The organism is Paraburkholderia sp. BCC1876, from assembly GCF_902833695.1.
Lineage (GTDB): Bacteria > Pseudomonadota > Gammaproteobacteria > Burkholderiales > Burkholderiaceae > Paraburkholderia.
The window spans coordinates 384,431-407,539 of record NZ_CADFGI010000007.1; the positions used below are offsets into that span (position 1 = coordinate 384,431).

Genomic DNA, 23,109 nt, shown 5'->3' on the forward strand with positions numbered 1-23,109 from the left:
AGCGCCGTTTTTTCTTTTGAGCCGCCAGGACGAACGCTGGCTCACTCCGTGCAGAAGGTTTCCTGCAGATGACGCCACATCACCTTGCCGTGCGCGTCGAGTTCCATCACCGCCGTGGAGCGCCGCACGTTCGCGTTGCCCGCACCGTCGCGCTGATACTCGCGGTATTTCACCACCGCGCCCGACGCATAGTCGGCGACGATCTCCATGTCGCGGATCGTGATTTGCGAGCCCGGACGCGCGCCGCGCAGCTTCGCGAATACTTCTTGCGTGCCGGCGTAATCGAGCGCATTGCCGGACGTCATGACCAGCGTGAATTGCGGCGTGAAGCGCGCCATGATTCGCTGCAGCGCGCCTTCGTCCGCCGAGCCGTCGAACAGCGCCGCGATTTCGACGTGGATCTCGTCGAGTTCTTTGAAGTAGGGATTGCTGTTATTCATTGTGGAATCTCGTCCTGCCGTCGACGTTATTTCTTCTTCTGAATGAACTCGATCTTGTAGCCGTCCGGATCCGTGACGAACGCGATCACCGTAGTGCCGTGTTTCATCGGGCCGGCTTCGCGCACGACCGTGCCGCCTTGCGCCTTGATTTTGTCGCACGCGGCGTAGGCGTCGTCGACTTCGACGGCGAGGTGCCCGAAGCCGCTGCCGAGGTCGTACGACGGCGTGTCCCAGTTGTGCGTGAGTTCGAGGACCGTGCCGTCGCGTTCGTCCGTGTAGCCGACGAACGCCAGCGTGAATTTGCCGTCCGGATAATCGTCGCGGCGCAGCAGTTTCATGCCGAGCATCTCGGTGTAGAAGGCGATCGAACGATCCAGGTCGCCGACCCGAAGCATGGTGTGAAGCAGGCGCATGGTGCACTCCCTGTTGGGTGATAAAACGAGACCGTCAATGTACCCGGAATCACGCTGCGCTGCAGCGCGCGGATCAGGCGCGGCGGGCTCATTGGCATACTCACTGGCGTGCTCAACGAGGTCCTCGCACAGGTTGACTATTTTCATCTGACAATCCATTCTTCCTGAACCGTCCGGACGCAAAAATCGAGGGGACGGCTCAGGAACGGGCGGACCAGCAGGAAAGAATCAGGCCTGTTCGACAGGAGGATCGTCCTATGTGTCGTCCGGGCTACCGGCTCGCGCCGGCTCGTCTGCTCGAAGCGCTGTCGTCCACCATCGGGCTCGCCATTCTGCTGCCTTGCGACCCCGCGTTCGCGGCTTGCGACAACGTCAATCCGGTCGGCGGACAAACCGTCACCTGCACCGGCAGCATGCCGAATCCGTCTACTACGAGTGTCACTGCCGCAGCGGGCAGCACCAACGTCACGGTCAACGTGCAGACCGGCGCGGAACTCGATATCAATGGCAACAATGTCATTCTCGTGCGCGACGGCAGCACCGTGACCAATCTCGGCACGTTGAACGGCAGCGGCGATACCTTTGATGCAATGTCCGCGCATGGCGCGAGCGGCGGCTCAGGTCAGAACGTGCTGGTCAACCGCGGCAGCATCACGACGAGCGGCGTCGAGTCGGAGGGCATGTACAACGATGCCGCCGCGGTCACGATGTTGAACGACACCACCGGCGTGATCCGCACGAGCGGCGATGAATCGGCAGCGATGCACGATTTCCAGAGTCCCGGCGGCGGCACCTTGGCCAACAACGGCACGCTCGCTACCACCGGCGCCAGTTCACCCGGCATGGCCGCGTTGACGAACAACGACACGCTCGTCAATAACGGCACGATCACGACCACCGGCGCGGGATCGTATGGCATACGGACGAACGGCAATGCGGTCGGCGGTCCCGGCAACAACGTGATCGTCAACCACGGCACGATCGACGTTTCCGGCGCGGACGCTCATGGCATCGTGTCGTCGGATACGGCGCCGGGCGTCGTCACGAATACCGGCTCGATCACCGCACATGGCGTGGGGGGCGCCGGCGCGATCTTCTCCGGCAACGTCACGCTGAACAACGCGGCCGGCGCGAGCATCGTCAGCCAGCAAGCCAACGCGATCGTCGCCAATGGCGGCGGCACGTTCAACAACGCCGGCACGATCTCCGGCGCGATCAACGCGATCGCTTTCGCGAATGCCGGTGCGACGATCAACAACAGCGGTTCGATCGTCGCGGCGACGAGTCAGGCGATCAGTTCCATCGGCACGTTCAATATCGTCATCAACAACACCGGCACCATCGCGGGCGGCAACGGCCGCGCGATCTGGACCGACAGCGGCAACGACACGTTCAACTGGAGCGGCGGCACCGTCACGGGCTTCGTGCGCTTCAGCGCAGGCGACGACACCGCCACGCTCACCAACCTCACTGACGCGAATCTGAGCGGCGTGCCGAGCTTCGACGGCGGCCCCGGCAACGATCTGCTGACGTTCGATCGCACGTCCGCGAGCGGCGTGAGCCGCTTTATCGATTGGGAAACGGTCGATGTGATCAACGGCAGCCAGTTGACGCTGGACAGTCAGGGACTCACGCTCGGCGATAGCGGCACGCTGACCGGCACGCTCAACGTCGACGCGACCAGCACCTTGTTCGCGGGCGGGCTGGCGAGCGCGGTGACGATTGCGCCGGCGGTCGCCGGACAACTCGTCACGGTGACCAATACGGGCACGTTCGATCTGACCAACGGCGGCGCGAATACGCAGGCCGTGCTGGTGATCGATGGCAACTACACCGGGCTCAATGGACGGCTGCTGCTGCAAAGCGTGCTCGGCGGCGACGGTTCACCGAGCGGCAAGCTGGTGATCGCGCAGGGGGTGGCGTCGGGGAGTACGACGCTGGGCGTGACTAACGTGGGCGGCAACGGCGGCGCCACGCTCACTGATGGGATTCTCGTGGTGCAGGCCACCAATGGGGCGACGACGACCGCTAGCGCGTTCACGTTGCCGCGACCGTTGATGGCCGGCGCTTATACGTACTACCTGTTCAAAGGCGGAGTGAGTGCGGGGACAGGGGATAACTGGTATTTGCGTTCGAGTCTGGCGGCGGCGCCGACTCCAACGCCAACGCCAACGCCAACTCCAACACCCACACCCACGCCCGAGTCCGCCGCCGGCCCAATCGCAGCGCCTGGCACACCAGCCCTACCCGCCCCACCGCCCGCAGGCGCCGCCCCCACACCGCTCTATCGAATGGAAGTCCCCGTCTACGCAGCAGTCCCCGTGCTCACGCGCGAACTTGGCATCGCGCAGATCGGCACCTTCCACGACCGCCAGGGCGAACAGTCAATGCTCGACGAAAGCGGCCCGCTGCCCGCCGCATGGGCACGCGTCTGGGGCGAGCACACATCGCAAACCAGCAGCGGCGGCGCAAGCCCGGATTTCAGCGGCACGATCAGCGGCGTGCAGGTCGGCCACGATCTCTACGCCGATCGCAGCGCGAGCGGTCATCGCAACCACTACGGTTTTTTCCTGGGCTTCGCTCGTGCGCAAGGCGATGTGAACGGCTTCGCGCTCGGCTTTCCCGATCTGTCGGCCGGGCATCTGGCGATCAACGCGTACAGCGTCGGCGCGTACTGGACGCACATCGGTCCGGGCGGCTGGTACACCGATGCAGTCGCCATGGGCAGCGCGCTGACGCTCGATCCGATGTCGAATCAGGGCCTCGGCGCGAGCACCCATGGTCACGCGATCACGACGTCGCTCGAAGCCGGTCTGCCGATTCCGTTGCGTGCGAATCTGAGCCTCGAACCGCAGATGCAATTGATCTGGCAGCATGCATCGATCGACGATCTCAACGACGGCGTTTCGAGCGTCTCGTTTCACTCGGCCAATGGCTTCGTGGGACGACTCGGCTTGCGTCTGCAAGGCGCGTTCGAAGGCGCTGGCGTGCAATGGCAACCGTATTTGCGGGCGAATTTGTGGCGCTATTTCAATGGCACCGACAGCGTGACTTACGCGGGCAGCACGGTGATTCCGTCGAATGTCGCGGCGACGGCGGCTCAATTCGGCATGGGGGTCGTCGCGCATCTGAGCGCGCGCAGCAGCGTGTTCGCGACCGCGAGTTACACGACCAATGTGAATGGCGAGCACCGCAGCAGCGTCGAGGGCAATCTAGGGGTGCGCTGGAGTTGGTGACTCCGGGCGGCCCGTTCCGAATCAGCGCAATCCGAACCGCCCATTTCAAAACTGATGCCGGATCCCCGCCATCAACCCGATCTGCGTGCCCTTCTGCGCGAGCCCGATACTGTTCACCCCTTGCAGTTGCGCGCCGATCAGATCGCCGCGATAGATCGCGTAATCGCCTTCCAGATAGACGTCCGTGCGCTTCGACAGGTTGTAGTCCGCGACCAGTTGATATTGCCAGGCCGATCCGTCCTGCGCATGCGTCTTGCCGTCCTGCAGCGTGCGCCAGACGTTGGCGGCGAAGTGCCACACGTTGCCGACCTGCTGCGTGATGCCGCCCATAATCATGCGACGCCGCGAAAAGTCCGTGTATTTGAGCGCCGTCAGTTCGGGCGCGGTGAACGGCCCGTTGGCGAAATTGGAAAACCCCGCATCGTTCTGATTGACGATATAGCCCGCCGAAAAGCGCGTCAGATTCCACGTGTACGAACCGCCGAAGGTCCAATCTTTCGCGGCCGCGCCGTTGACCGAATCCTTCGACTCTTCGTACGCCGCGCCGACGCTGAACGGACCGCCTGCCGGCCCATACGCGGCGGCCGCGCCGATCTGACTGCCGTTCGAATTGCCCGCGTTACCGCCGAATGCGTAGCCTGCCGCGAACGTGAAACCGTTGTATCTCGCCTGATACTGCACCTGATTGCTGGTCCAGATGCCGCCGGTCATCGTCACTTCGGGCTGGAAGCTGAAATCGTAGGGGATCCAGGAATTGCTGCCGTAACCGCCGACGGTAATCCCCTCGATCATCACGTTGTATTGCCGCCCGATGATCACCTGCCCGTACGACGCCGAGCGCACGCCGATCTGCGCTTCGTTGAAAAACGGCAAGGTGGGATCGCTTTGACCGGTGTTGATATAGATGCGGTTTTCGAGCTTGAAAAACGTCGACCAGCCGCCGCCGAGATCTTCAACGCCCTTCAAACCCCAGCGACTCTGCGTCATGCCGCCGTTGCCCAATCCGAGCGATGAATCCCCGGCCGTGTTCGCATGCGTCAGATAGCGCACGCTTTCGTCGACCACGCCGTACAGCGTCACGCCAGATTGCGCCTGCGCGATCTGACAGCCGAATGACGCGATGGCCGCGGGCACCAGGGCCGCCGTCCACCTGCTTACGTTTTTCATACCGTCTCCTCGTACAGATTCCGCTTTGCGCGGATGAGACTCTTCTGCTTTGGCCGGCGCGAATCGACTGGTGCGCGACGGGTGCGCGGCGATTCAGTCGATGCGGCCCGTACGAAAATCCTGACGAAACGCTTGTGGTCGAACCTTAGCGCGAAACGGCAACGGCAAGAAATTAGTCTGACGTGAGCGCGGCGGAGTGTTGTTAAGACAGCAAAATGCTTGCGGGATGTAAGAAGCACGCGTAGGCGGTGGGGTCATGGGCAGGCGGAAGCAGTGGGTTTGCTATCGTATGATCTGAATTCAGCCCGGCTTCGCGCTGAATTCGCCGCCCGGCGCTCGCGGCTTATCCGTTCGGCTAGCCATTCGGCCGACTATCGCGATGCCCGCCGAGATCCGATACTGACCGGCCTTCTCCCCGTCTTGTCCTCACCAGTCCGAAATCGCCCATGAGCACTACCGCCTTGCCCGCGCGCCGCGCCCCCGACAGCTTCGCGATCCTGCTCATGATCGGCTTGTGCGCGATCTGGGGACTCCAGCAGGTTGCCATTAAAAGCACGAATTCAGCGGTGCCGCCGGTCTTCCAGGCGGGTTTGCGTTCGCTGGTCGCGTCATTGCTGGTGTGGGGCTGGGCGCGCTCGCGCGGCACGCCGCTGTTTCGCGACGACGGCACGCTGAGCGCGGGCCTGCTCGCCGGCGTGCTGTTCGCCGCCGAATTCGTGTGTATTTTCCTGGGTCTGACGCTGACCAGCGCGTCGCGCATGGCGGTGTTTCTGTACACCGCGCCGTGCTTCACCGCGCTCGGCCTGCACTGGTTCGTGGAAGGCGAGCGGATGCGGCGGATTCAGTGGTTCGGTATTTTCGTGGCGTTCGCCGGCATGGCGCTGGCGTTCGCGGACGGCTTCCTGCACAGCCACGCCGCACAAGCCTCAACGCTGAAGGGTATGGCCGGCGACGCGCTCGGCGTGCTGGCCGGTATTGCCTGGGCCGCGACCACGGTGGTGGTGCGCGCCACGCGTCTCGCTCAATCGAGCGCCAGCAAGACGCTGTTCTATCAATTGGCGGTGTCCGCGGTGGTGTTGCTCGCGCTGGCGGTCGGGCTCGGGCAGGCGCACGTCGAAACCGTCACGCCGCTCGCGCTGATGAGCCTCGCCTATCAGGCCGTGGTCGTCGCGTTCGTCAGCTATCTGGTGTGGTTCTGGCTGTTGACGCGCTATATCGCGTCGCGCCTGTCGGTGTTTTCGTTTCTCACGCCGCTGTTCGGCGTGAGCTTCGGCGTGCTGCTGCTCGGTGAGTCGTTCAGCCTGCGCTTCCTGATGGCCGCGGCGCTGGTGCTGGTGGGTATCGCGCTGGTCAATGCGCCAGCGCGACGGGTGACGTAACGAGGTAGACCTGAGCTCGCTAGCGTGCCGCGACGGTTCAGGAGGCGTCGCCGTCGCTCGCCGCTGCACGCTGCGACGGCCTGGCCGCCGCGACGATCTGCGCCACGCGCACGTATTCGGCAACCGACACGTCTTCGGCGCGACGTTGCAGGTCGAAGCCGAGCGCCTCGAAGTCCACTGAATCGCGAAACGCGGCCAGCGTATTGCGCAACATCTTGCGGCGCTGCGAGAACGCCGCCGTCACCACTTCGCCGAGCACGCGCTGGTCGACCGGCGTCAGCTCCTTCTGCTCGTACGGAATCATCCGCACGATCGCCGAATCCACCTTGGGTGGCGGATTGAACGACTCGGGCGGCACGTCGAGCTGCTTGTCGATCACGTAGCGATACTGCAGCATCACCGAGAGACGGCTGAATGCTTTCGTGCCCGGCTCGGCCACCATCCGCTCGACCACCTCGTTCTGCAGCATGAAGTGCTGATCGATCACGCAAGGCGCGAACGAGGTCAGATGAAACAGTAGCGGGCTCGAAATGTTGTACGGCAGATTGCCGACAATCCGCAGCGACGCTTTTTCACCCGGCGCGGCCAGCGAACCGAAGTCGAACGCGAGCGCGTCGCCCGCGTGCAGTTCGAGCAGATCGCCGAATTTCATCTTCAGACGGCCGATCAGATCGCGGTCCAGTTCGACGGCGTGCAACGGCGCTTCCGGCGTGGCCAGACGCTCGATCAGCGGCTCGGTGAGCGCGCCGAGGCCCGGCCCGATTTCGACCATGCGCTCGCCGCGTCGCGGCTGGATGACGTCGACGATCGAATCGATCACGCCCATGTCGACCAGAAAGTTCTGACCGAAACGCTTGCGCGCGATATGACCTTGGTGCCGGCCCTGTTGCTGTCTGCTGGTGGACATCGAAGAAACGCTAAAGAAAGAGAACTGCTTGAAGAAAAGGAACTGGCGCGAATCGCGCCAGCCTCAGGCAACACCGCAGGCGCGCGGCGAGTCGTGCAACCATTGCGCGGCCAGCCGCGCAATGACGCCGAATCAGCCCGCGCGGCGGTGCTGCGCCATCGACACCGCCGTGTCGATCGCGGCGATCAGGCTGCCCGCGTCGGCGCGGCCGGTGCCGGCCAGATCCAGCGCGGTGCCGTGATCGACCGAGGTGCGGATAATCGGCAAGCCGAGCGTGATATTGATGCCTTCGCCGAATGTAGCGTATTTCAGCACCGGCAGGCCCTGATCGTGGAACATGGCCAGCACGCAGTCGGCCTGCTCCAGATAACGCGGCTGAAACAGCGTGTCGGCCGGATACGGACCGGGCGCGTCGATGCCCTGCTCGTTCGCGAGTTTCAGCGCCGGCGTGATGACCTCGATTTCCTCGCGACCCAGGTAGCCGTTTTCGCCCGCATGCGGGTTCAGCCCCGTCACGAGAATACGCGGCGCCGGCAAGCCGAAGTGATGCCGCAGATCGTGATCGATAATGCGCAGCGTCTCGACAATACCGTCGACGGACAAGGCTGCAGACACGTCCTTGAGCGGCAGATGCGTGGTCGCGAGCGCGACGCGCAGCGGACGCTTGCCGGAGCCGGCCAGCATCATCACCACGCGCGGCGTGTGAGTGCGCTCGGCCAGATATTCGGTGTGGCCGGTGAACGGCACACCGGCGTCGTTGATGGTGCTTTTTTGCAGCGGCGCCGTGACGATCGCGTCGAAGGCGCCGGCTACCGCGCCGTCGATCGCGCTGTCGAGCAGGTCGAGCACGTAGCGGCCGTTGGCCGCGTCCAGCTTGCCTGCCTGCACCGGCACGCCGAGCGGCTGGTGCTGCATACGCACGCGTTTGCCGTCAGCCAGCAACGCGTTCCAGTCGACGCCCACGGCGTGCGCGCGTTCGGCGAGCAACGCCGCGTCGCCCAGCACGGTGAACTGTGCGCCGGGCCAGTGGGTCGCCGCGCCGGCGAGAGCCTGCGCGGTCAGTTCAGGGCCGACGCCGGCCGGTTCGCCGGTCGTGATCGCGATCTGCAACGGCAAGCCGGCGGACTGGGCGGCGTTTGTCATGACGATTACTGCACGCTCGCCAGCGTGGGCTTCACTTCCACATACGCGGTGTCGCGCAGTTCACGCAGCCAGTCGGCGTAAGCCTGTTCGGCCTTGCGCTGACCGATGGCCTGGCGCGCCAGATCCATCTGTTGCGCGACCGAGCCTTCGGCGTCGCGGCGGCCCAGCACCTGGATCAGGTGATAGCCGTACTCGCTGCGCACCGGGTCGCTGATCTGACCGTCCTGCAGGTTGTTCATTGCGCGCTCGAATTCCGGCACCGTCTCGCCCGGGCTGATCCAGCCGAGGTCGCCGCCTTGCGACGACGAACCGTCTTGCGAGTAGGTGTGCGCGAACTTCGCGAAGTCGCCGCCCGCGGCGATCTGGTTCTTGATTTCGAGCAGCTTCTGGCGCGCTTGCGGCTCCGACATACCGTCACCGACGCGCAGCAGAATGTGGCGCACATGCGTCTGCACCAGCTTCGGCGCATCCGAGCTCGAGCCCTGACCGGCGCGGCGATCGACCAGGCGCACGACTTCGAAACCGTCGCTGGTGCGGATCACGTCCGGATTGATTTCGCCCGGGCGCAGCGTGGAAGCGGCCTTCGCGAACTCAGGCGGCAGCTTCGAAGGCTGCTGGTAACCGGTATCGCCGCCTTTGGACGCGTCCGGCGCTTGCGAATTGGCCTTCGCGAGCTTTTCGAAGTTGGCGCCGCCCTTGGCTTCGGCGAGCAACGCCTGGGCCTTTTTCTGCGCCGCTTCGATGTCGGTTTCCGACGCGTTCAGCGGCGCCTTCAGGAAAATGTGCTGCATATGCAGATCGCTCTGCAGGCCGGCGTTCGGGCCACGCTGACTGGCGATGTAGTTCGCGACTTCCGCGTCCGACACCACGACCTTGCTGTCCACTTCTTTCTCGCGCAGACGCGAGAGCGTCAGTTCGGTGCGCGCGTCGTTCGTGAACGTGGTCCAGGGCACGCCTTGCGCCTCGATCCGCGCGCGGTACATCTCGAGCGACATGTTGTTCGACTGCGCGAGGCGTTCGAGCGTTTTCTGCACGGCGGCGTCGTCGATGTTGATGCCGTCTTCTTTCGCCTTCTGCAACTGGATGCGTTCCAGCACCATCTGGTTGAGCACCTGCTGGCGCAACTGGTCCAGCGGCGGGACCGGCGCGTTCTGCTGGTTCAGCCGACGCGTGATCAGGCCCATGCGGTCGTCCAGCTCGCGCCGCGTGATGACACCGTTGTTGACCACTGCGGCAATGGTATCGACCGTCTGGCCGCTACCGCTGCTGGCCAGCGCCTGCGCCTGAACCGGCGCAACCGACAGGAAAGACGCCGCGGCGGCGAGACCGGCCGCAAGCGTTGCCAAGCGAAGCTTTTTCATGATTGCCACAGATACTCCAATGATGTCGGGCGCGCCTGGCCCGTCTTTTCGCATTCTATAAAACGATCGCGACCGAACCGCGTCATTCGTAATTGGTGAAACGCGCTTCCGGCGGCGGCGGCGGCGGCAACGGCGTATAGCCCTGCACGCCGTTGCGGAACGCGGCCATCAACCCATTGTCGACGCTCGACAAGCCCTTGAACGTCAACTGCGCGAGGAACCGCGTGCTCGTCTGATTCTGATTCGAGGTGTTCACACCGTTCGCGTAGCGCTGGATCCCGGCGCCGAGCGTCCAGCAGTCGGCATCGTATTGCAGGCCTACCAGACCGTCGACGATCCGTTTTCCGCCCAGGTCGTAATTGAACCTCGCCACCCCGTACACGTGGTGCGTGAGCGGCCATTGCCCCGAAACCAGCACCTGATTGATCGGCGTGTTATCCAACGTGGTGTTCGCGCGGGTGTAACGGTACGCGACGTTGATCACCTTGCCGCTGGCCGGGCTGAACCCGAAGCCAACACTCGTCTTCACCAGCTGGTTGTTGTCGGCATTATATTGGAACGCCGTTTCCGAAGCGAAACCGGCGCCGAGCTTGAGCGACGCACCCACGATCAGGTCCGAATGGGTGGCCTGCGTGCTGGTCTGGGTCGGCAACAGCGTGACGCGCTGGTCCTGGAAGTAATACTGCTGCGCGATCACGAAACGCGCGCGTTCGTCGCCCGTGGCCGGGTTGATGAAGCGCGTGGTGATGGCCGCGGTCAGACGGTTCGCGTCGGCGATCCGGTCGTTACCGACGAAGGTGTTCGGCGAGAAAATTTCCGCCAGCCCGAAATCGGATTCGGCGGTATCGAACAGCGGCGCGAACGCCTGGTTGCGATACGGCGTGTACACGTAGTACAGCCGCGGCTCCAGCGTCTGGATGTAATCCTCACCGAAGATCCGCACCGAGCGGTCGAAAATCAGGCCCGTGTCGAACGTGAAGGTCGGGATCGATTCGGTGAAATTCTTCGGCGTGCCGGCCGGCGTGGTGCTGCTGATGTTGTTCAGGTCGTACGACGCGAGGTGCAACTGCACCTTCGGCGTGACGAAGTACCCCGGCCCGACCACCGAATACGACAGGTACGGGTTGAACATCACCCGCTGACCCTGCGTCGTGTCCGCAGTGGTGATGCGGAAATTCGAGTAATCGGCTTCCGCGCCGTAATCGAACCCGCCGATGTTGTACTTCGCGTACTTTACGTTCAACTGCGGCTCGCGGCCATACGGCGCGATCGACGGCGTCAGCGTCTGCCAGTGCTGCTCGCGCGCGAGCACCGACCACGGACCGTTGTTGTACGTCAGCCCGGCTTCCTGTTGATACAGGAGCTGGGTGCCGTTCATGAACTGACTGACCGACGACGACAGGTCTTCCGGATACGTGTTGTCCGAAACCTTGTTGTAGTAGATGTAGCCGCCGAACCCGTTGCCGAAGTTCTGGTTGTGCTGGATGTACAGCGCGTAGCGGTTGGTCTTGGTCAGCCGGTCGTCCGGCAGGAACTCGCCGGTGATCGAACCGGAATACGTGGGCGACAGATAGCGGAACGACGACTGCAACTGCACGCCGCGCTTGGAGATCAGACGCGGTGTAATGGTCAGATCGCGGTTCGGTGCGATGTTGAAGTAATACGGCACCGACAGTTCGAAGCCGTTCGACGAACTCAGCGAGAACGTGGGCGGCAGAACCCCGCTGCGCCGCTCGCCCGAGAGCGGGAACGACAGCCACGGCGACGCGAACACCGGCACGCCCTGGAAGAACAGCACGCCGTCATGCGCGACGCCTTCGTCCGCGCCGGTGTCGAAATCGAACTCGCTGCCTTTGATGTACCAGGCCGGATCGTCCGCGCACTGGCAGGCGGTGTAGGTGCCCTTCGTGAAGACCGAGCGCTCATTGTCGAGCAGATCGACACGCTGCGCGCTGCCCGAGCCGCCGGTCACATTGAAGTGGTACTTCGGCGCGGTCATGAAACCTTCGCTCGAATCCAGCCGCATGTGCGCTTCAGGCCCGACGAAGGTATTGCCGTTGTTGTTGACGTGGACCTGGCCGTACGCGTCGGCCATGTCCGTGTCCTGATCGTAATGCAGGGCGTCGGCCTTGATCACCATCGTGTTGTGGCGTATCTCGGCCGCGCCCTTGGCCGCCATGTCCTGGTCGGTGGTGCCGGTGGTCGTGTCACCGAGCACGAAGGTGGCCGACTTCTGCCCCTGCAGCAGCGGATGTTCTTCCAGTTGCGGGGCGAGCTGCATGCCCCAGGGCGCGTCGATCGGTTGCGGCTGCGCGGCTTCCCCCACCAGCTGGGCGTGCGCAAGCGCGGGCATCAGGCCCGGAACGGCGATCAACGCCGCGACGAGCCGCCTTTTGCGCGGCACTACGGCACAAGAGGGAGTCGTTTGGGAAAGCTGTCTAGGCGGCATGTATCGTTTGGCGAATCGGCCCATCCGCCAGCTTTTACAGTCACGATCCACCGCCTGCACACCCCGACCGTGACAGTGGGCTGCACATCAATTAACAATCTTTCGAACGGTGAGGCGGGCGGTGAAGCGGAACGCGCGAAAGCTGGCGTGAGTCGCGTCAAAAAAGTCGTGGGGTATTATATGGCAAGACGTTGCCCCTCAGAATTTGCCGCCGGTTTTCATGACGCTGCCCTCCTCCCAAGATACCCAAGATCCCCGTCTCGACCTGCTCAAAGCCTGGCTGAACCGCCACGCAGCGGGCTATTCGCTCGAGTTCGATACCCTCGCACCGGCGTCGTCCGACGCCAGTTTTCGACGCTATTTCCGGCTCGCCGGTAAGGCGGCGGAAGATGAAAGCACCGGCACGCTGATCGCCGTCGACGCGCCGCCCCCCGAAAAGTGCCGCGAATTTGTGCAGGTCGCCCAGTTGCTCGAGGCCGCCAACGTCAACGTGCCGCGCGTGCTGGAGGTCGACTTCGACGCCGGCTTCATGCTCGTGACCGATCTGGGCACCGATTCGTACCTCGGCGCGCTGACCGACGCGCAGCAGGCGGACGACGCGCGCCGTCCGCGCACGCTGATGCGCGACGCGCTCGACGCCTTGATCCGCTGGCAACTGACCTCGCGCGAAGACGTGCTGCCGCCGTTCGACGAAGCGTTCCTGCGCCGCGAGATGGAATTGATGCCGGAGTGGTTCATCGGCCGGCATCTGGGTCGCGAGGTCGACGAAAAGACGCGCGGTCTGCTCGACCGCACCTTCGCGCTGCTGATCGCGAGCGCCCGTGCGCAGCCGCAGGTGTTCATGCTGCGCGATTTCATGCCGCGCAATCTGATGGTCGCCACTGCCGCCGCAGTCACGACTGGGTCGAACGGCGCTGCAAACCCCACGGCAAACCCCGGCGTACTCGACTTCCAGGACGCCGTGTACGGTCCGATCACGTACGACGTCGCGTCGTTGCTGCGCGACGCGTTCCTCGGCTGGGACGAAGAGTTCGAACTGGATTGCTTCGTGTACTACTGGGAGCGGGCAAAAAAAGCCGGCCTGCCGGTCGATCCCGACTTCGGTGAGTTTTACCGCCAGCTCGAATGGATGGGCCTGCAACGCCACATCAAGGTGCTCGGGCTGTTCTGCCGGATCAACTACCGCGACAACAAAGCGCATTACATGAAAGATCTGCCGCGTTTCATCGGCTATGCGCGCAAGGTGGCGGAACGTTATGCGCCGCTGCGTCCGTTCGCGAAGCTGCTCGACGAGCTCGAAGGCCGCGCGGATGACGTCGGCTACACCTTCTGAGCGATGACGACATCCGTGAAGAAAGCGATGATTTTCGCCGCGGGCCGCGGCGAGCGCATGCGTCCGCTGACCGACACCTGTCCGAAACCGTTGCTCGAAGTGGGCGGCAAACCGCTGATCGTGTGGCAGATCGAGCGGCTCGCGCAGGCCGGCTTTCGCACCATCGTGATCAACCACGCGTGGCTCGGCGAGCAGTTCGAGACCGTGTTGGGCAATGGCTCGCGCTGGCAGGTCGAATTGCGCTACTCGGCCGAGCATGAAGCGCTCGAAACGGCCGGCGCGATCGCGCAGGCGCTGCCGTTACTGGAAGACGGCGACAAAGACGGTGACCGCGGCGAGGTGTTCGTCGGCGTCGCCGGCGACGTGTACGCCGATTTCGACTACGCCGCGCTGAATGCCCAGGCCGACAGGCTCAGCACGTTGCCCGAGCCGGGCATGCATCTGGTGATGGTGCCGAATCCGGCCTTTCATCCGGACGGTGATTTCGGTCTGGTCGACGGGGTGGTGTCGCTCGACGCGCAGCCGCGCCTGACGTTCGGCAGCATCGCCCTCTACGACACGCGGATGTTCCGCGATCTGCCGCGCGGCACGCGGCGCGCGCTGTCGCCGTACTACCACGACACGATCTCGCGCGGACTCGCGAGCGGCGAGTTGTATGAAGGCTTGTGGGAGAACGTCGGCACGGCGGCTCAGCTTGGCGCGCTGGACCTGCGGTTGAAAAGCGAGCGCTAGGCTCGCCTCCGCGCCGCTCAGCTCTCGCCCGCTCCCACCGCGTCGACCGCTTCCGGCGCTTGCGCCACGCGCTGCTGCTGCAACGCCCACATCTGCGCGAACAAGCCGTTCGCGCGCAGTAATTCCGCGTGCGTGCCGCGCTCTACGATCCGTCCTTTGTCCATCACGATGATCTGCTGCGCGTGCACCACCGTCGACAGCCGATGCGCGATGATCAGCGTCGTGCGCTCGCGGGCAATCTGATCGAGCTCGTGCTGAATCGCGCGTTCGGAGCGCGAATCGAGCGCGGAGGTCGCTTCGTCGAACAGCAGGATCGGCGGATTCTTCAGAATGGTCCGCGCAATCGCCACGCGCTGCTTTTCGCCACCCGAGAGCTTCAAGCCACGCTCGCCGACCGGCGTTTCATAGCCCTTCGGCAGTCCTTCGATGAAGTCGTGAATATGCGCCGCGCGCGCCGCCGCGATCACTTCTTCGCGCGTAGCAGAAGGCCGACCATACGCGATGTTGTAGTAGATCGAATCGTTGAACAGCACCGTATCCTGCGGCACGATCCCGATCGACGCCCGCAGTGAATCCTGCGTGACATCGCGAATATCCTGACCGTCGATAGTGATCGCGCCGCCCGCCGCGCGGTCCAGATCGTAGAAGCGGAACATCAGCCGCGCGAGCGTCGATTTACCCGAGCCGCTATGCCCCACCACCGCGGTCGTGGTACCCGCCGGAATCGTGAAACTCACGTCGTGCAGAATCTGCCGCGCCGGTTCATACGCAAAGTTCACGCGCTCGAAGCGCACCTGCGCGCCGCTCACCTGCAGCGCGGGCGCGCCTTCAACATCGGGCACTTCCTGCGCGGCGCCGAGCAGCGTGAACATGCGGTCCATGTCGGTAAGGCTCTGCTTCAATTCCCGATACACCACGCCGAGAAAATTCAGCGGAATATAAAGCTGCAACATGAACGTGTTGATCAGCACCAGATCGCCGAGCGTGAGCTTTCCCGCCATCACGCCTTGCGTGGCGCGCCACAGAATGAACACGAGCCCCGTGCCGATGATCGCCTGCTGGCCGAAATTCAGCGCCGACAGCGAACGCTGCGATTTGATCGCGGCCGTGCGATAGCGCTTGAGGTTTTCGTCGTAACGGCTCGCTTCCCACTCTTCGTTGCCGAAGTACTTCACGGTCTCGTAGTTGAGCAGCGAATCGATCGCGCGCGAGTTCGCCTTCGAATCGAGGTCATTCATCGTGCGGCGAAAATGCGTGCGCCACTCGGTGACCTTCACCGTGAAAACGATGTACGTGGCCAGCGCGATAAACGTGACCACCGCGTAATACCACTCGTATTTGACGACGAAAAAGCCGAGCACGAGGCCAACCTCGACGAGCGTCGGCAGAATGCTGTACAGCGAATACGAGATCAGTTGCGTGATGCCGCGCGTGCCGCGTTCGATATCGCGCGACATGCCGCCGGTCTGCCGGTCGAGATGGAAGCGCAGCGACAGCGCGTGCAGATGGCGGAACACTTTCAACGCCAGTTGCCGCACCGCGCTCTCGGTCACCTTCGCGAACAGAATCTCGCGCAGCTCGGTAAATAGCGACGTGGACAGCCGCACCACCGCATACGCGACCACCAGCAAACCGACGCCGCCCAGCAGCACGATAGCCGGCGAATCATGCGCGCGGCCGAGCGCGGTGAGATGCTGCACCGACGCGAGGCTGTCGACGATCCGCTTCATCACGATCGGCACGCCGAGGTTGGCGACTTTCGCGCCGATCAGGCAGCTCAGCGCGAAAGCGACACGCCATTTGTAGGTGGCGAGATAAGGCAGCAGCGACAGAATGGTCTGCCAGTCGTTGCGCGGCAGGGTGGAGATCGGCGAGGGTTCGGACGAGGGCGTGCGGCGCATGGAGGTCGGCTTGGGGAGAGGATGGAACGGCCGGAGTTCGCAGCGGCGCGCCGACCGCAGCAGGCCGATCGATCGGCACACTGCTTTTTGTCGCGCGACCCGGCTGGGCGCTTTCCCGTACAATTCCTGATCTTTATATTGTCGCAGAAGCCGGCTGGCGCCGCTTTCCATGGGCAGTCCGGCCGCCGGTCATCCGTTGGCCACGCAGCTGGGCCGTGCTTCCACGAAGCGCCGGATCGATTGCCCCCTGAACACCGTCGCCGCCGGTCCACTCGACCTGGCCCATCCGTTTCTCAAGAGTGTCCCAATGACCGATCTCCTTCAACTCCCGCAAAAGTCCTGCGCGCTGCGCGTCGTGCCGCAACCGTCGGACGCGAACGTTCACGGCGACGTGTTCGGCGGCTGGATCATGGCGCAAGTGGACATTGCCGGCTCGATTCCGGCGAGCCGCCGCGCCAACGGCAGAGTGGCGACCATCGCGGTCAATTCGTTCGTGTTCAAGCAGCCGGTCTTCGTCGGCGATCTGTTGAGCTTTTACGCGGATATCGTCAAGACGGGCAACACGTCGGTGACGGTGTCGGTCGAGGTTTACGCGCAGCGCATGAGCTTGACCGAAGAAGTCGTGAAGGTGACCGAGGCGCTCCTGACCTACGTCGCGACTGACAGCGACCGCCGTCCGCGGGCGTTGCCGGTGAGGGAATAAACACGCGCTGCTGCGCGCGCTGCTAAACAGCGGACCTGAACGAAAACGAGGCGCCTGGGCGCCCCGTTTGCATTCCGCTTTACCGCGTTACTGCTTTACTGAAAAACCACCGCGCCCCGAGGCCGCTTACTGGCTCGCCGCCGCTGCGGCAGCCGCCTTCTTCTGCGCGTTCTGAAGGTCGGTCGGATAGTTCGGATCGTTGCGCGACGGGTTATAGCCGTTGGCTTCCAGATTCTTCAACTCGGCGTTTTTCTTGGCACGCGCCTGCTTGCGCGCGGCCTTGCGCTGGGCCTTCGTGGTGGTCGCTTTCGACGCGGCCACGGGCTTGGCCGCATCCGAATCGTCGCCCGCCGCGCCACCGCTGCCGCCACTTTGCGCGAACGCCGGTGCGGCGCACGCCACACTCAGTACCACCGATGCCAGCAACACACTCAGTTTCTTTGCAGGTGAAGACGTCATTGTTCTCTCTCCAGTCGAATTGGCAATCTGTACGACGGCGCAACGCCCATGACTTTGTACGAGCAGCGACAACGAGTGGGCGCAACGCCACGTGAATCGATGCTTCGCGGTTCCCAACGCAGCTTAAGTTGGGAACTCCGAATATAGCCGACCGAAACCCGTCCGCAAAACGGTTTCCACGCAACAGCACGGGGCTGACGCACGCGAATCGAGGTTCAGGCGGAACCGTTGCCGCGCAGATAAACGTCGACCTGTCCTTCGATCCATTGCGCGAAATGGGCCTGCCGGGCATTGAGCATTTCGCGTTGCTGCCACACGAGCCAGTAGGGATAACGATAGGGCACGCGGATGCCGGTGATCTGCACGAGCTCGCCGCGTGCCAGCGCATGGCCGACCAGGCTGCGCCGTTCGAGCGCGATGCCCTGCCCCATCAGCACGGCGCCGATCACGATGTTCGAATCGTTCGCCGACAACACCACCGCTTCGTCCGCGGGCTCCGCGACCTGGGCCGCGCGGCACCAGTCGGTCCAAGGCGTGTCGGGGCTGGAGATCAGCGGACAGGCCATCACGTCTTCGGCCGTGACCGGAAAGCGCCCGTTCGGCGCGAGCGCGAAATGCGGCGCCGCGACCGCGACGATCTCGTCGTCGAACAGCTTCTGCTGCGCGACGTCGGGCCAATGCCCCTGGCCCATTCGAATGCCGACATCGCACGCGCCCTGGCGCAAATCCTCGACTTGCAGACTCGTCAGCAAACGAACCCGATAGTACGGATGCGCCGCGCGGAAACTCGCGAGACGCGGCACGAGCCAATGCTGCGCGAACGACGGCAAGGTCGCGATCACCAGTTCGCTTTCCTGCGGACGCGCCTGCGCGCGACGCGTGGCGTGCGTGATGTCGCGCAGCGCGGTGCGGATTTCGAGCGCGTAGAGACGCCCCACTTCGGTCAGCCGCAGCCCGCGCGCCTCGCGAATAAACAACGCGAGGCCCATGCTGTCCTCGAGCACCTTGATCTGCTGGCTCACCGCCGAGTGCGTGACATGCAATTCGCGCGCGGCCTGGGTGACGCCGCCCAAACGGGCGACCGCTTCGAAGCAGCGCAGCGCGGTTAAGGGCGGGATTGGTTTCATGTAAGAAATTCTGACGTAAACCGTCGATTAATGTCGCTTTTTTTGGCGAGCGGAGATGCTTAATCTATCGACTGGATGCGCCTTGATCTGCGCGGGCATTGAAACTAGCCCAGCGCGGCCGCCTCGGACGCCCATGAAAGAACTTCTAACGGGAATGAGATGAAACTGATCGGTATGCTCGACTCGCCTTACGTGCGCCGGGTCGCCATCTGCCTCAAATTGCTGAAGATCGAGTTCGAACACGAATCGATTTCGGTGTTCAGCACCTACGACCAGTTCGCGAAGATCAACCCGGTCGTCAAAGCGCCGACGCTGATCGCCGATAACGGCCAGGTGGTGATGGACTCGACGGCGATTCTTCAGTACGCAGCGACGCTCGCCGGAGCGGAACAGCGGTTGTTCCCGTCGCGGCCGGACGACGCGTTGCGCGCCGCCCACCTCACCGGCCTTGCGCTGGCCGCCAGCGAAAAGACCGTGCAGATCGTCTACGAGCGCAATCTGCGGCCAGTGGAGAAACAGCACGAGCCGTGGATCGAGCGCGTGCGCTCGCAGTTGCTCGCTGCTTACGCCGCGCTCGAAAAGGATCTCGCCACCACGCCGCCGCCCACCGAATCCGATCGCTTCGACGCGGCGGATATCACCGTGGCGGTTGCGTGGCGCTTCACGCAGATGATGCTGCCGGAGATCGTCAGCGAAGATGCGTATCCGCATCTAAAGGCGTTTTCCGCGTTGGCGGAGCTCTCGCCGGTGTTCGTGAGCACGCCGCCGGTGTAAGACTCAACTCACGCCCAGCTCACCGTGACGGTCGACGCACGCCTTCACGGTTCACTGCACGCGCCGAGACACGAAGCCGTTGCTGTGCCACCCGTTGTGCCACCCGCTGCGCCACCTGTTGTGCCGCCCGCTGGTACGCGACGCCTGCGCCGAGCCGCGACACCGATCCATAACAACGTCCCGATCAGCAACGCGGCGGCGACCCATGGCAGCGCGATCGGGCCGTAGCGATCGATCGCCATGCCGCCCAACGCGCCGCCGCCGGCGATCGCCAGATTCCAGACGGTGACGATCATCGATTGCGCGACATCGGCGCCGTTGCCCGCGGCCCGCGCGGAGGCGGTTTGAAATAGCGTCGCGGCGCCGCCGAACGCTAATCCCCAGACGGCCACCCCGGTATAAACCGCGCTCCGCGTCTCACTCGCGACGCCCAGCAGCACGACGGCGGCCGCGAACAGCACGACGCTGATCAGGGTGAGCCGCCGCAGATGCGCGTCCACCAGCACGCCGACTATCGCGATGCTCGCCAACGCGGCCGCGCCGAACACGAACAGCACGACGTCTACACGCTGCTGCAAGCCGGCGAAGGCAAGGAACGGCGAAATGTACGTATAGAGCAGGTTGTGCGCGAGCACATAAGCGAACATCACGGCGAGCACCGACTTCAGCCCCGGCGAGGCCAGCACGCCACGCAACGTCGTGCGGCGCGCCGCCGGCTGACCGGCGAAATCAGGCACTTGCCAGCGCACCCAGACGAGCAGGCCGAGCGTCGCCACCGTCATCGCGCCGAACGTATAACGCCAGCCGATCGAGGCGCCCAGCAGCGTACCGAGCGGGATACCGAGCGACAACGCGAGCGGCGCGCCAGTCATCGCCAGCGCGATCGCCCGACCTTGCAGATGCGCCGGCGCCATACGCGCCGCATGCCCCGCCAGCAGCGCCCACACGAGCCCCGCCGACACGCCGGCAAAGAAGCGCGCAATCAGCGTGAGCGTGTAGTGCGTCGAGAGCGTCGTCACCGTGTTGACCACGATGAATCCCGCGATGGCCGTCAGCAGCAACGGACGACGACGCCAGCCCCGCGTTGCGATGGCGAGCGGAATCGCCGACAGCAGCGAGCCGGCCGCGTACACGGTGACCAACTGGCCGATCAGCGCGGCCGATACCCCGAGATCCGCGCTCATTTCACGTAACAGGCCGGCGGGTAACGCCTCGGTCAGGATGGTGATGAAGCCGGCGGTGGCGAGCGCGAGCAAACCGGAAAGCGGCAAACGTCCGGCCGCTCGGGCTGGCCGCGGTGCGCCACCGGACCGCGTCGAGTCGAATTCGCTCATGCCCGGCTCGCCGTCTGAAGAGGCGCCGCACCGACGCCGTAGACCGCGTCGCGCAACGCGCTGACGAATGCACCCGACATCCCTTCGTACAACGTGTTGGTGAGCGCGACGACACTCAACCCACGCGCCCGGTCGACGAACCAGGAATGGCCGTACGCGCCGCCCCAACGCCAGGTACCGGGCGACTCCGGCGAATTCGCGGCGAGCGGATCGCGTAGTACTGAAAAGCCGAGACCGAAGCCATACCCCGGCGCATCGGGTGGTCCCATCGACCCGGTCTGATTACGGCCCATCTCGTCGACGAGCGCGCGCGGCAACAAGGGCGCTCCGCCACCGCGCAATGTGTCGAGCAGGCGCAGCACGTCGTCCGCGCAGCCCACCATACCCGCGCCGCCTGACAGAAACGCCGTCCGATCGAGCGCGCGCGCCGGTTCGAAGTCGATACCCACCGCGCCTTCGAACGGTGTGACGCGATCCTGGTCGCGCATCCGTCGCGGCTCTGGCGTGTCGTTCACGTACGGCGTCGCGAGTCGCGCCTCGTCGAGCGCGTGAAACGCCGTGTCGTGCATCGCGAGCGGCGCCGTCACCAACTCGCGCACCGCCCGCTCCAACGGCCAACCGGTCACACGCTCGATCACCGCGCCTAGCACGTCGATGGCCAACGAATACGTCCACGACTGACCCGGCGCGAACAGCAACGGCACGCCGGCGATCCGGCGCAGATTCTCGGCGAGCGTGACGCCCGAGCAATCCATCCCGTCCGACACACCCGCGAGCGCGTACGGGCCGTGCGAATCGGCCTCGAGAAAGCGGTAGCCGAGACCGGCGGTATGCGTCAGCAACTGCCGCACGGTGATGGTCGCCGCCGCGCCGTCCGGTCCGCGCGGCGTGAATTCGGGCAGATGACGCGCGACGATATCGTCGAGTCCGAGACGCTGCTGGGCGACCAGCACCATCGCCGCGGTCGAGACGATCGGCTTCGACACGGAGGCGAGCCGGAACAGCGTGTCGTCGCGCATCGGCTGAGCACGCTCACGATCGGCCAGACCCGCTGCACGGCGATAGACCGTCTCGCCATGCAGCGCGACCAGCACGACACCGCCCACCAATCGCCGCGACGCCAGCGCGGCGTCCAGCACCGCGTCGACTCGCGACGACAGCGCGGCGGAATAACTGGATCGGCTCACTGCCTCGATTGCATGCTGCATGACGGCTCCGTTGAATGGGGACGCAACCATCATACGAAGCCGGTCAGCGGAGAAAAACTGGGATACAGTTCCTCACTCTGCGGACAGGAATGTCCGGAATGGGAGGCAATGGTGGAAAGTCTCGGCGGGTTCGTGGTATTCGTGCAGGTCGCGGAAACACGCAGTTTCGTCACCGCCGGGCGGCTGCTCGGCGTATCGGCGTCGGCGGTGGGCAAACGCATCGGCCGTCTCGAAGAACAGCTTGGCGTGCGGCTTTTTCATCGCAGCACGCGCAGCATCACGCTCACGACCGACGGCATCCAGTTCCTCGAACGCTGCCGGCGTATCCTCGCCGAAATCGACGCCGCCCAACTGGAACTGTCGCAAAGCGCCGGCGCACCACGTGGCCGTTTGCGCGTGAGTCTGCCGCTGGTCGGCTCGCTGGTGCTGCCGGTGCTCGCCGATTTCATGGCGGCGTACCCGGAGATCGAACTCGATCTGGACTTCACCGACCGCGTGGTCGACGTGATCGACGAAGGCTTCGACGTCGTCGTTCGTACCGGCACACTGGCCGATTCGCGGCTGGCCGCTCGCCAGATCGGTTCGTTCGGTGTGGCGCTGGTCGGTGCGCCGGCTTATTTCGCCGCGCACGGCAAGCCGCTTCGACCGGCCGACCTCGCCAACCATATCTGTCTGCACTACCGTTATCCGAACAGCGGCAAGCTCGAAATCTGGCCGCTGCGCCGCGAGCCGGGCGAGCGCGAAGTGACGCTACCGATTTCGATGGTGTGCAACAACATCGAGACGCGCACGTGTTTCGCGATGCGCGGTCTGGGCATTGCCTGCGTGCCGGATTTTTCGGTGCGGCAAGCGCTGCGCGACGGCCTGCTCTGCAAGGTGCTCGACGACTACGTCGGCCGGGCGATCGACCTGAACATCGTGTGGCCGGACGGACCGAGCGTGCCGCCGCGGCTGCGCGCGTTTATCGACTTCATGGCCGAGCGCATGCCGGCGAATGTCGCGCCCGACGATCCGCAACCCCGCGCGCGTACCACTTAGCGCAA

At 64.3% G+C, this 23,109-nt stretch carries 19 protein-coding genes; 7 read left to right on the top strand and 12 right to left on the bottom strand.

The features are described 5' to 3' along the window. Positions 1-41: 41 nt before the first annotated feature. Together HWY05_RS25565 and gloA are read right to left on the bottom strand one after the other, a co-directional pair. A complete protein-coding gene (locus HWY05_RS25565; RefSeq protein ID WP_035553398.1) occupies positions 42-440 on the bottom strand; it encodes a hypothetical protein in 399 nt (132 codons plus the stop codon). A gap of 26 nt (positions 441-466) precedes the next feature. Then, positions 467-853, bottom strand: a complete 387-nt coding sequence (gloA, locus tag HWY05_RS25570) for a lactoylglutathione lyase (protein ID WP_035553401.1) — start codon at positions 851-853, stop codon at positions 467-469. A gap of 257 nt (positions 854-1,110) precedes the next feature. Between gloA and HWY05_RS25575 the strand changes: the two genes are divergently transcribed. Further along, a complete protein-coding gene (locus tag HWY05_RS25575) occupies positions 1,111-4,089 on the top strand; it encodes an autotransporter outer membrane beta-barrel domain-containing protein (RefSeq protein WP_176060017.1) in 2,979 nt (992 codons plus the stop codon). A 45-nt stretch (positions 4,090-4,134) separates the two neighbouring features. Here HWY05_RS25575 and HWY05_RS25580 read toward each other — a convergent pair whose 3' ends face one another. After that, positions 4,135-5,256, bottom strand: a complete 1,122-nt coding sequence (locus HWY05_RS25580; protein ID WP_176060018.1) for a porin — start codon at positions 5,254-5,256, stop codon at positions 4,135-4,137. Positions 5,257-5,702: 446 nt separating this feature from the next. Between HWY05_RS25580 and HWY05_RS25585 the strand changes: the two genes are divergently transcribed. Then, on the top strand, positions 5,703-6,635 hold the full coding sequence (locus HWY05_RS25585; RefSeq protein ID WP_176060019.1) for a DMT family transporter: 933 nt from the start codon (positions 5,703-5,705) through the stop codon (positions 6,633-6,635). Between the two features lie 37 nt (positions 6,636-6,672). On the opposite strand, the gene rsmA is transcribed toward HWY05_RS25585, so the two are convergent. From rsmA to HWY05_RS25605, 4 genes are all read right to left on the bottom strand, one after another. After that, positions 6,673-7,542, bottom strand: a complete 870-nt coding sequence (rsmA, locus tag HWY05_RS25590) for a 16S rRNA (adenine(1518)-N(6)/adenine(1519)-N(6))-dimethyltransferase RsmA (RefSeq protein WP_176060020.1) — start codon at positions 7,540-7,542, stop codon at positions 6,673-6,675. Between the two features lie 132 nt (positions 7,543-7,674). Continuing rightward, a complete protein-coding gene (pdxA, locus tag HWY05_RS25595; protein ID WP_035553409.1) occupies positions 7,675-8,685 on the bottom strand; it encodes a 4-hydroxythreonine-4-phosphate dehydrogenase PdxA in 1,011 nt (336 codons plus the stop codon). 5 nt (positions 8,686-8,690) lie between these two features. Next, positions 8,691-10,100, bottom strand: coding sequence for a peptidylprolyl isomerase (locus HWY05_RS25600; RefSeq protein ID WP_035553411.1), 1,410 nt, complete (start codon positions 10,098-10,100; stop codon positions 8,691-8,693). 28 nt (positions 10,101-10,128) lie between these two features. Continuing rightward, on the bottom strand, positions 10,129-12,495 hold the full coding sequence (locus HWY05_RS25605) for an LPS-assembly protein LptD (RefSeq protein ID WP_035553414.1): 2,367 nt from the start codon (positions 12,493-12,495) through the stop codon (positions 10,129-10,131). A 220-nt stretch (positions 12,496-12,715) separates the two neighbouring features. On the opposite strand from HWY05_RS25605, the gene HWY05_RS25610 reads away from it, so the two are divergent. Together HWY05_RS25610 and murU are read left to right on the top strand one after the other, a co-directional pair. Next, positions 12,716-13,828, top strand: coding sequence for a phosphotransferase (locus tag HWY05_RS25610; protein ID WP_176060021.1), 1,113 nt, complete (start codon positions 12,716-12,718; stop codon positions 13,826-13,828). Positions 13,829-13,831: 3 nt separating this feature from the next. After that, positions 13,832-14,560, top strand: a complete 729-nt coding sequence (gene murU, locus HWY05_RS25615) for an N-acetylmuramate alpha-1-phosphate uridylyltransferase MurU (protein ID WP_176060022.1) — start codon at positions 13,832-13,834, stop codon at positions 14,558-14,560. A 17-nt stretch (positions 14,561-14,577) separates the two neighbouring features. Here murU and HWY05_RS25620 read toward each other — a convergent pair whose 3' ends face one another. Beyond that, positions 14,578-16,461, bottom strand: coding sequence for an ABC transporter ATP-binding protein/permease (locus HWY05_RS25620; protein WP_176060023.1), 1,884 nt, complete (start codon positions 16,459-16,461; stop codon positions 14,578-14,580). Between the two features lie 307 nt (positions 16,462-16,768). Between HWY05_RS25620 and HWY05_RS25625 the strand changes: the two genes are divergently transcribed. Beyond that, positions 16,769-17,164, top strand: coding sequence for an acyl-CoA thioesterase (locus tag HWY05_RS25625; RefSeq protein WP_035553423.1), 396 nt, complete (start codon positions 16,769-16,771; stop codon positions 17,162-17,164). A gap of 126 nt (positions 17,165-17,290) precedes the next feature. Here HWY05_RS25625 and HWY05_RS25630 read toward each other — a convergent pair whose 3' ends face one another. Together HWY05_RS25630 and HWY05_RS25635 are read right to left on the bottom strand one after the other, a co-directional pair. Continuing rightward, positions 17,291-17,623 carry a DUF4148 domain-containing protein gene (locus tag HWY05_RS25630; RefSeq protein ID WP_035553425.1) on the bottom strand — a complete coding sequence of 111 codons (333 nt, stop codon included), beginning with the start codon at positions 17,621-17,623 and terminating at the stop codon, positions 17,291-17,293. A 215-nt stretch (positions 17,624-17,838) separates the two neighbouring features. Then, entirely contained in the window at positions 17,839-18,750 is a 912-nt protein-coding gene (locus HWY05_RS25635) for a LysR substrate-binding domain-containing protein (RefSeq protein ID WP_035553428.1), read from the bottom strand. Positions 18,751-18,909: 159 nt separating this feature from the next. Here HWY05_RS25635 and HWY05_RS25640 point away from each other — a divergent pair, with 159 nt between their 5' ends. Next, the gene (locus tag HWY05_RS25640; RefSeq protein WP_176060024.1) at positions 18,910-19,524 is read left to right on the top strand and encodes a glutathione S-transferase; all 615 of its coding nucleotides are present in this window, start codon (positions 18,910-18,912) and stop codon (positions 19,522-19,524) included. Between the two features lie 44 nt (positions 19,525-19,568). Here the strand turns inward: HWY05_RS25640 and HWY05_RS25645 are convergent, their stop codons facing one another. Both HWY05_RS25645 and HWY05_RS25650 read right to left on the bottom strand, forming a co-directional pair. Then, positions 19,569-20,858 (bottom strand): MFS transporter, encoded by a 1,290-nt coding sequence (locus tag HWY05_RS25645; RefSeq protein ID WP_063771787.1) that lies wholly within the window; start codon positions 20,856-20,858, stop codon positions 19,569-19,571. Then, on the bottom strand, positions 20,855-22,066 hold the full coding sequence (locus HWY05_RS25650) for a serine hydrolase domain-containing protein (protein ID WP_176060025.1): 1,212 nt from the start codon (positions 22,064-22,066) through the stop codon (positions 20,855-20,857). Before HWY05_RS25650 ends, HWY05_RS25645 begins: the two co-directional genes overlap by 4 nt. Before the next feature lie 111 nt (positions 22,067-22,177). Here HWY05_RS25650 and HWY05_RS25655 point away from each other — a divergent pair, with 111 nt between their 5' ends. Continuing rightward, positions 22,178-23,104, top strand: coding sequence for a LysR family transcriptional regulator (locus tag HWY05_RS25655; protein ID WP_176060049.1), 927 nt, complete (start codon positions 22,178-22,180; stop codon positions 23,102-23,104). The last annotated feature ends 5 nt before the right edge of the window (positions 23,105-23,109 follow it).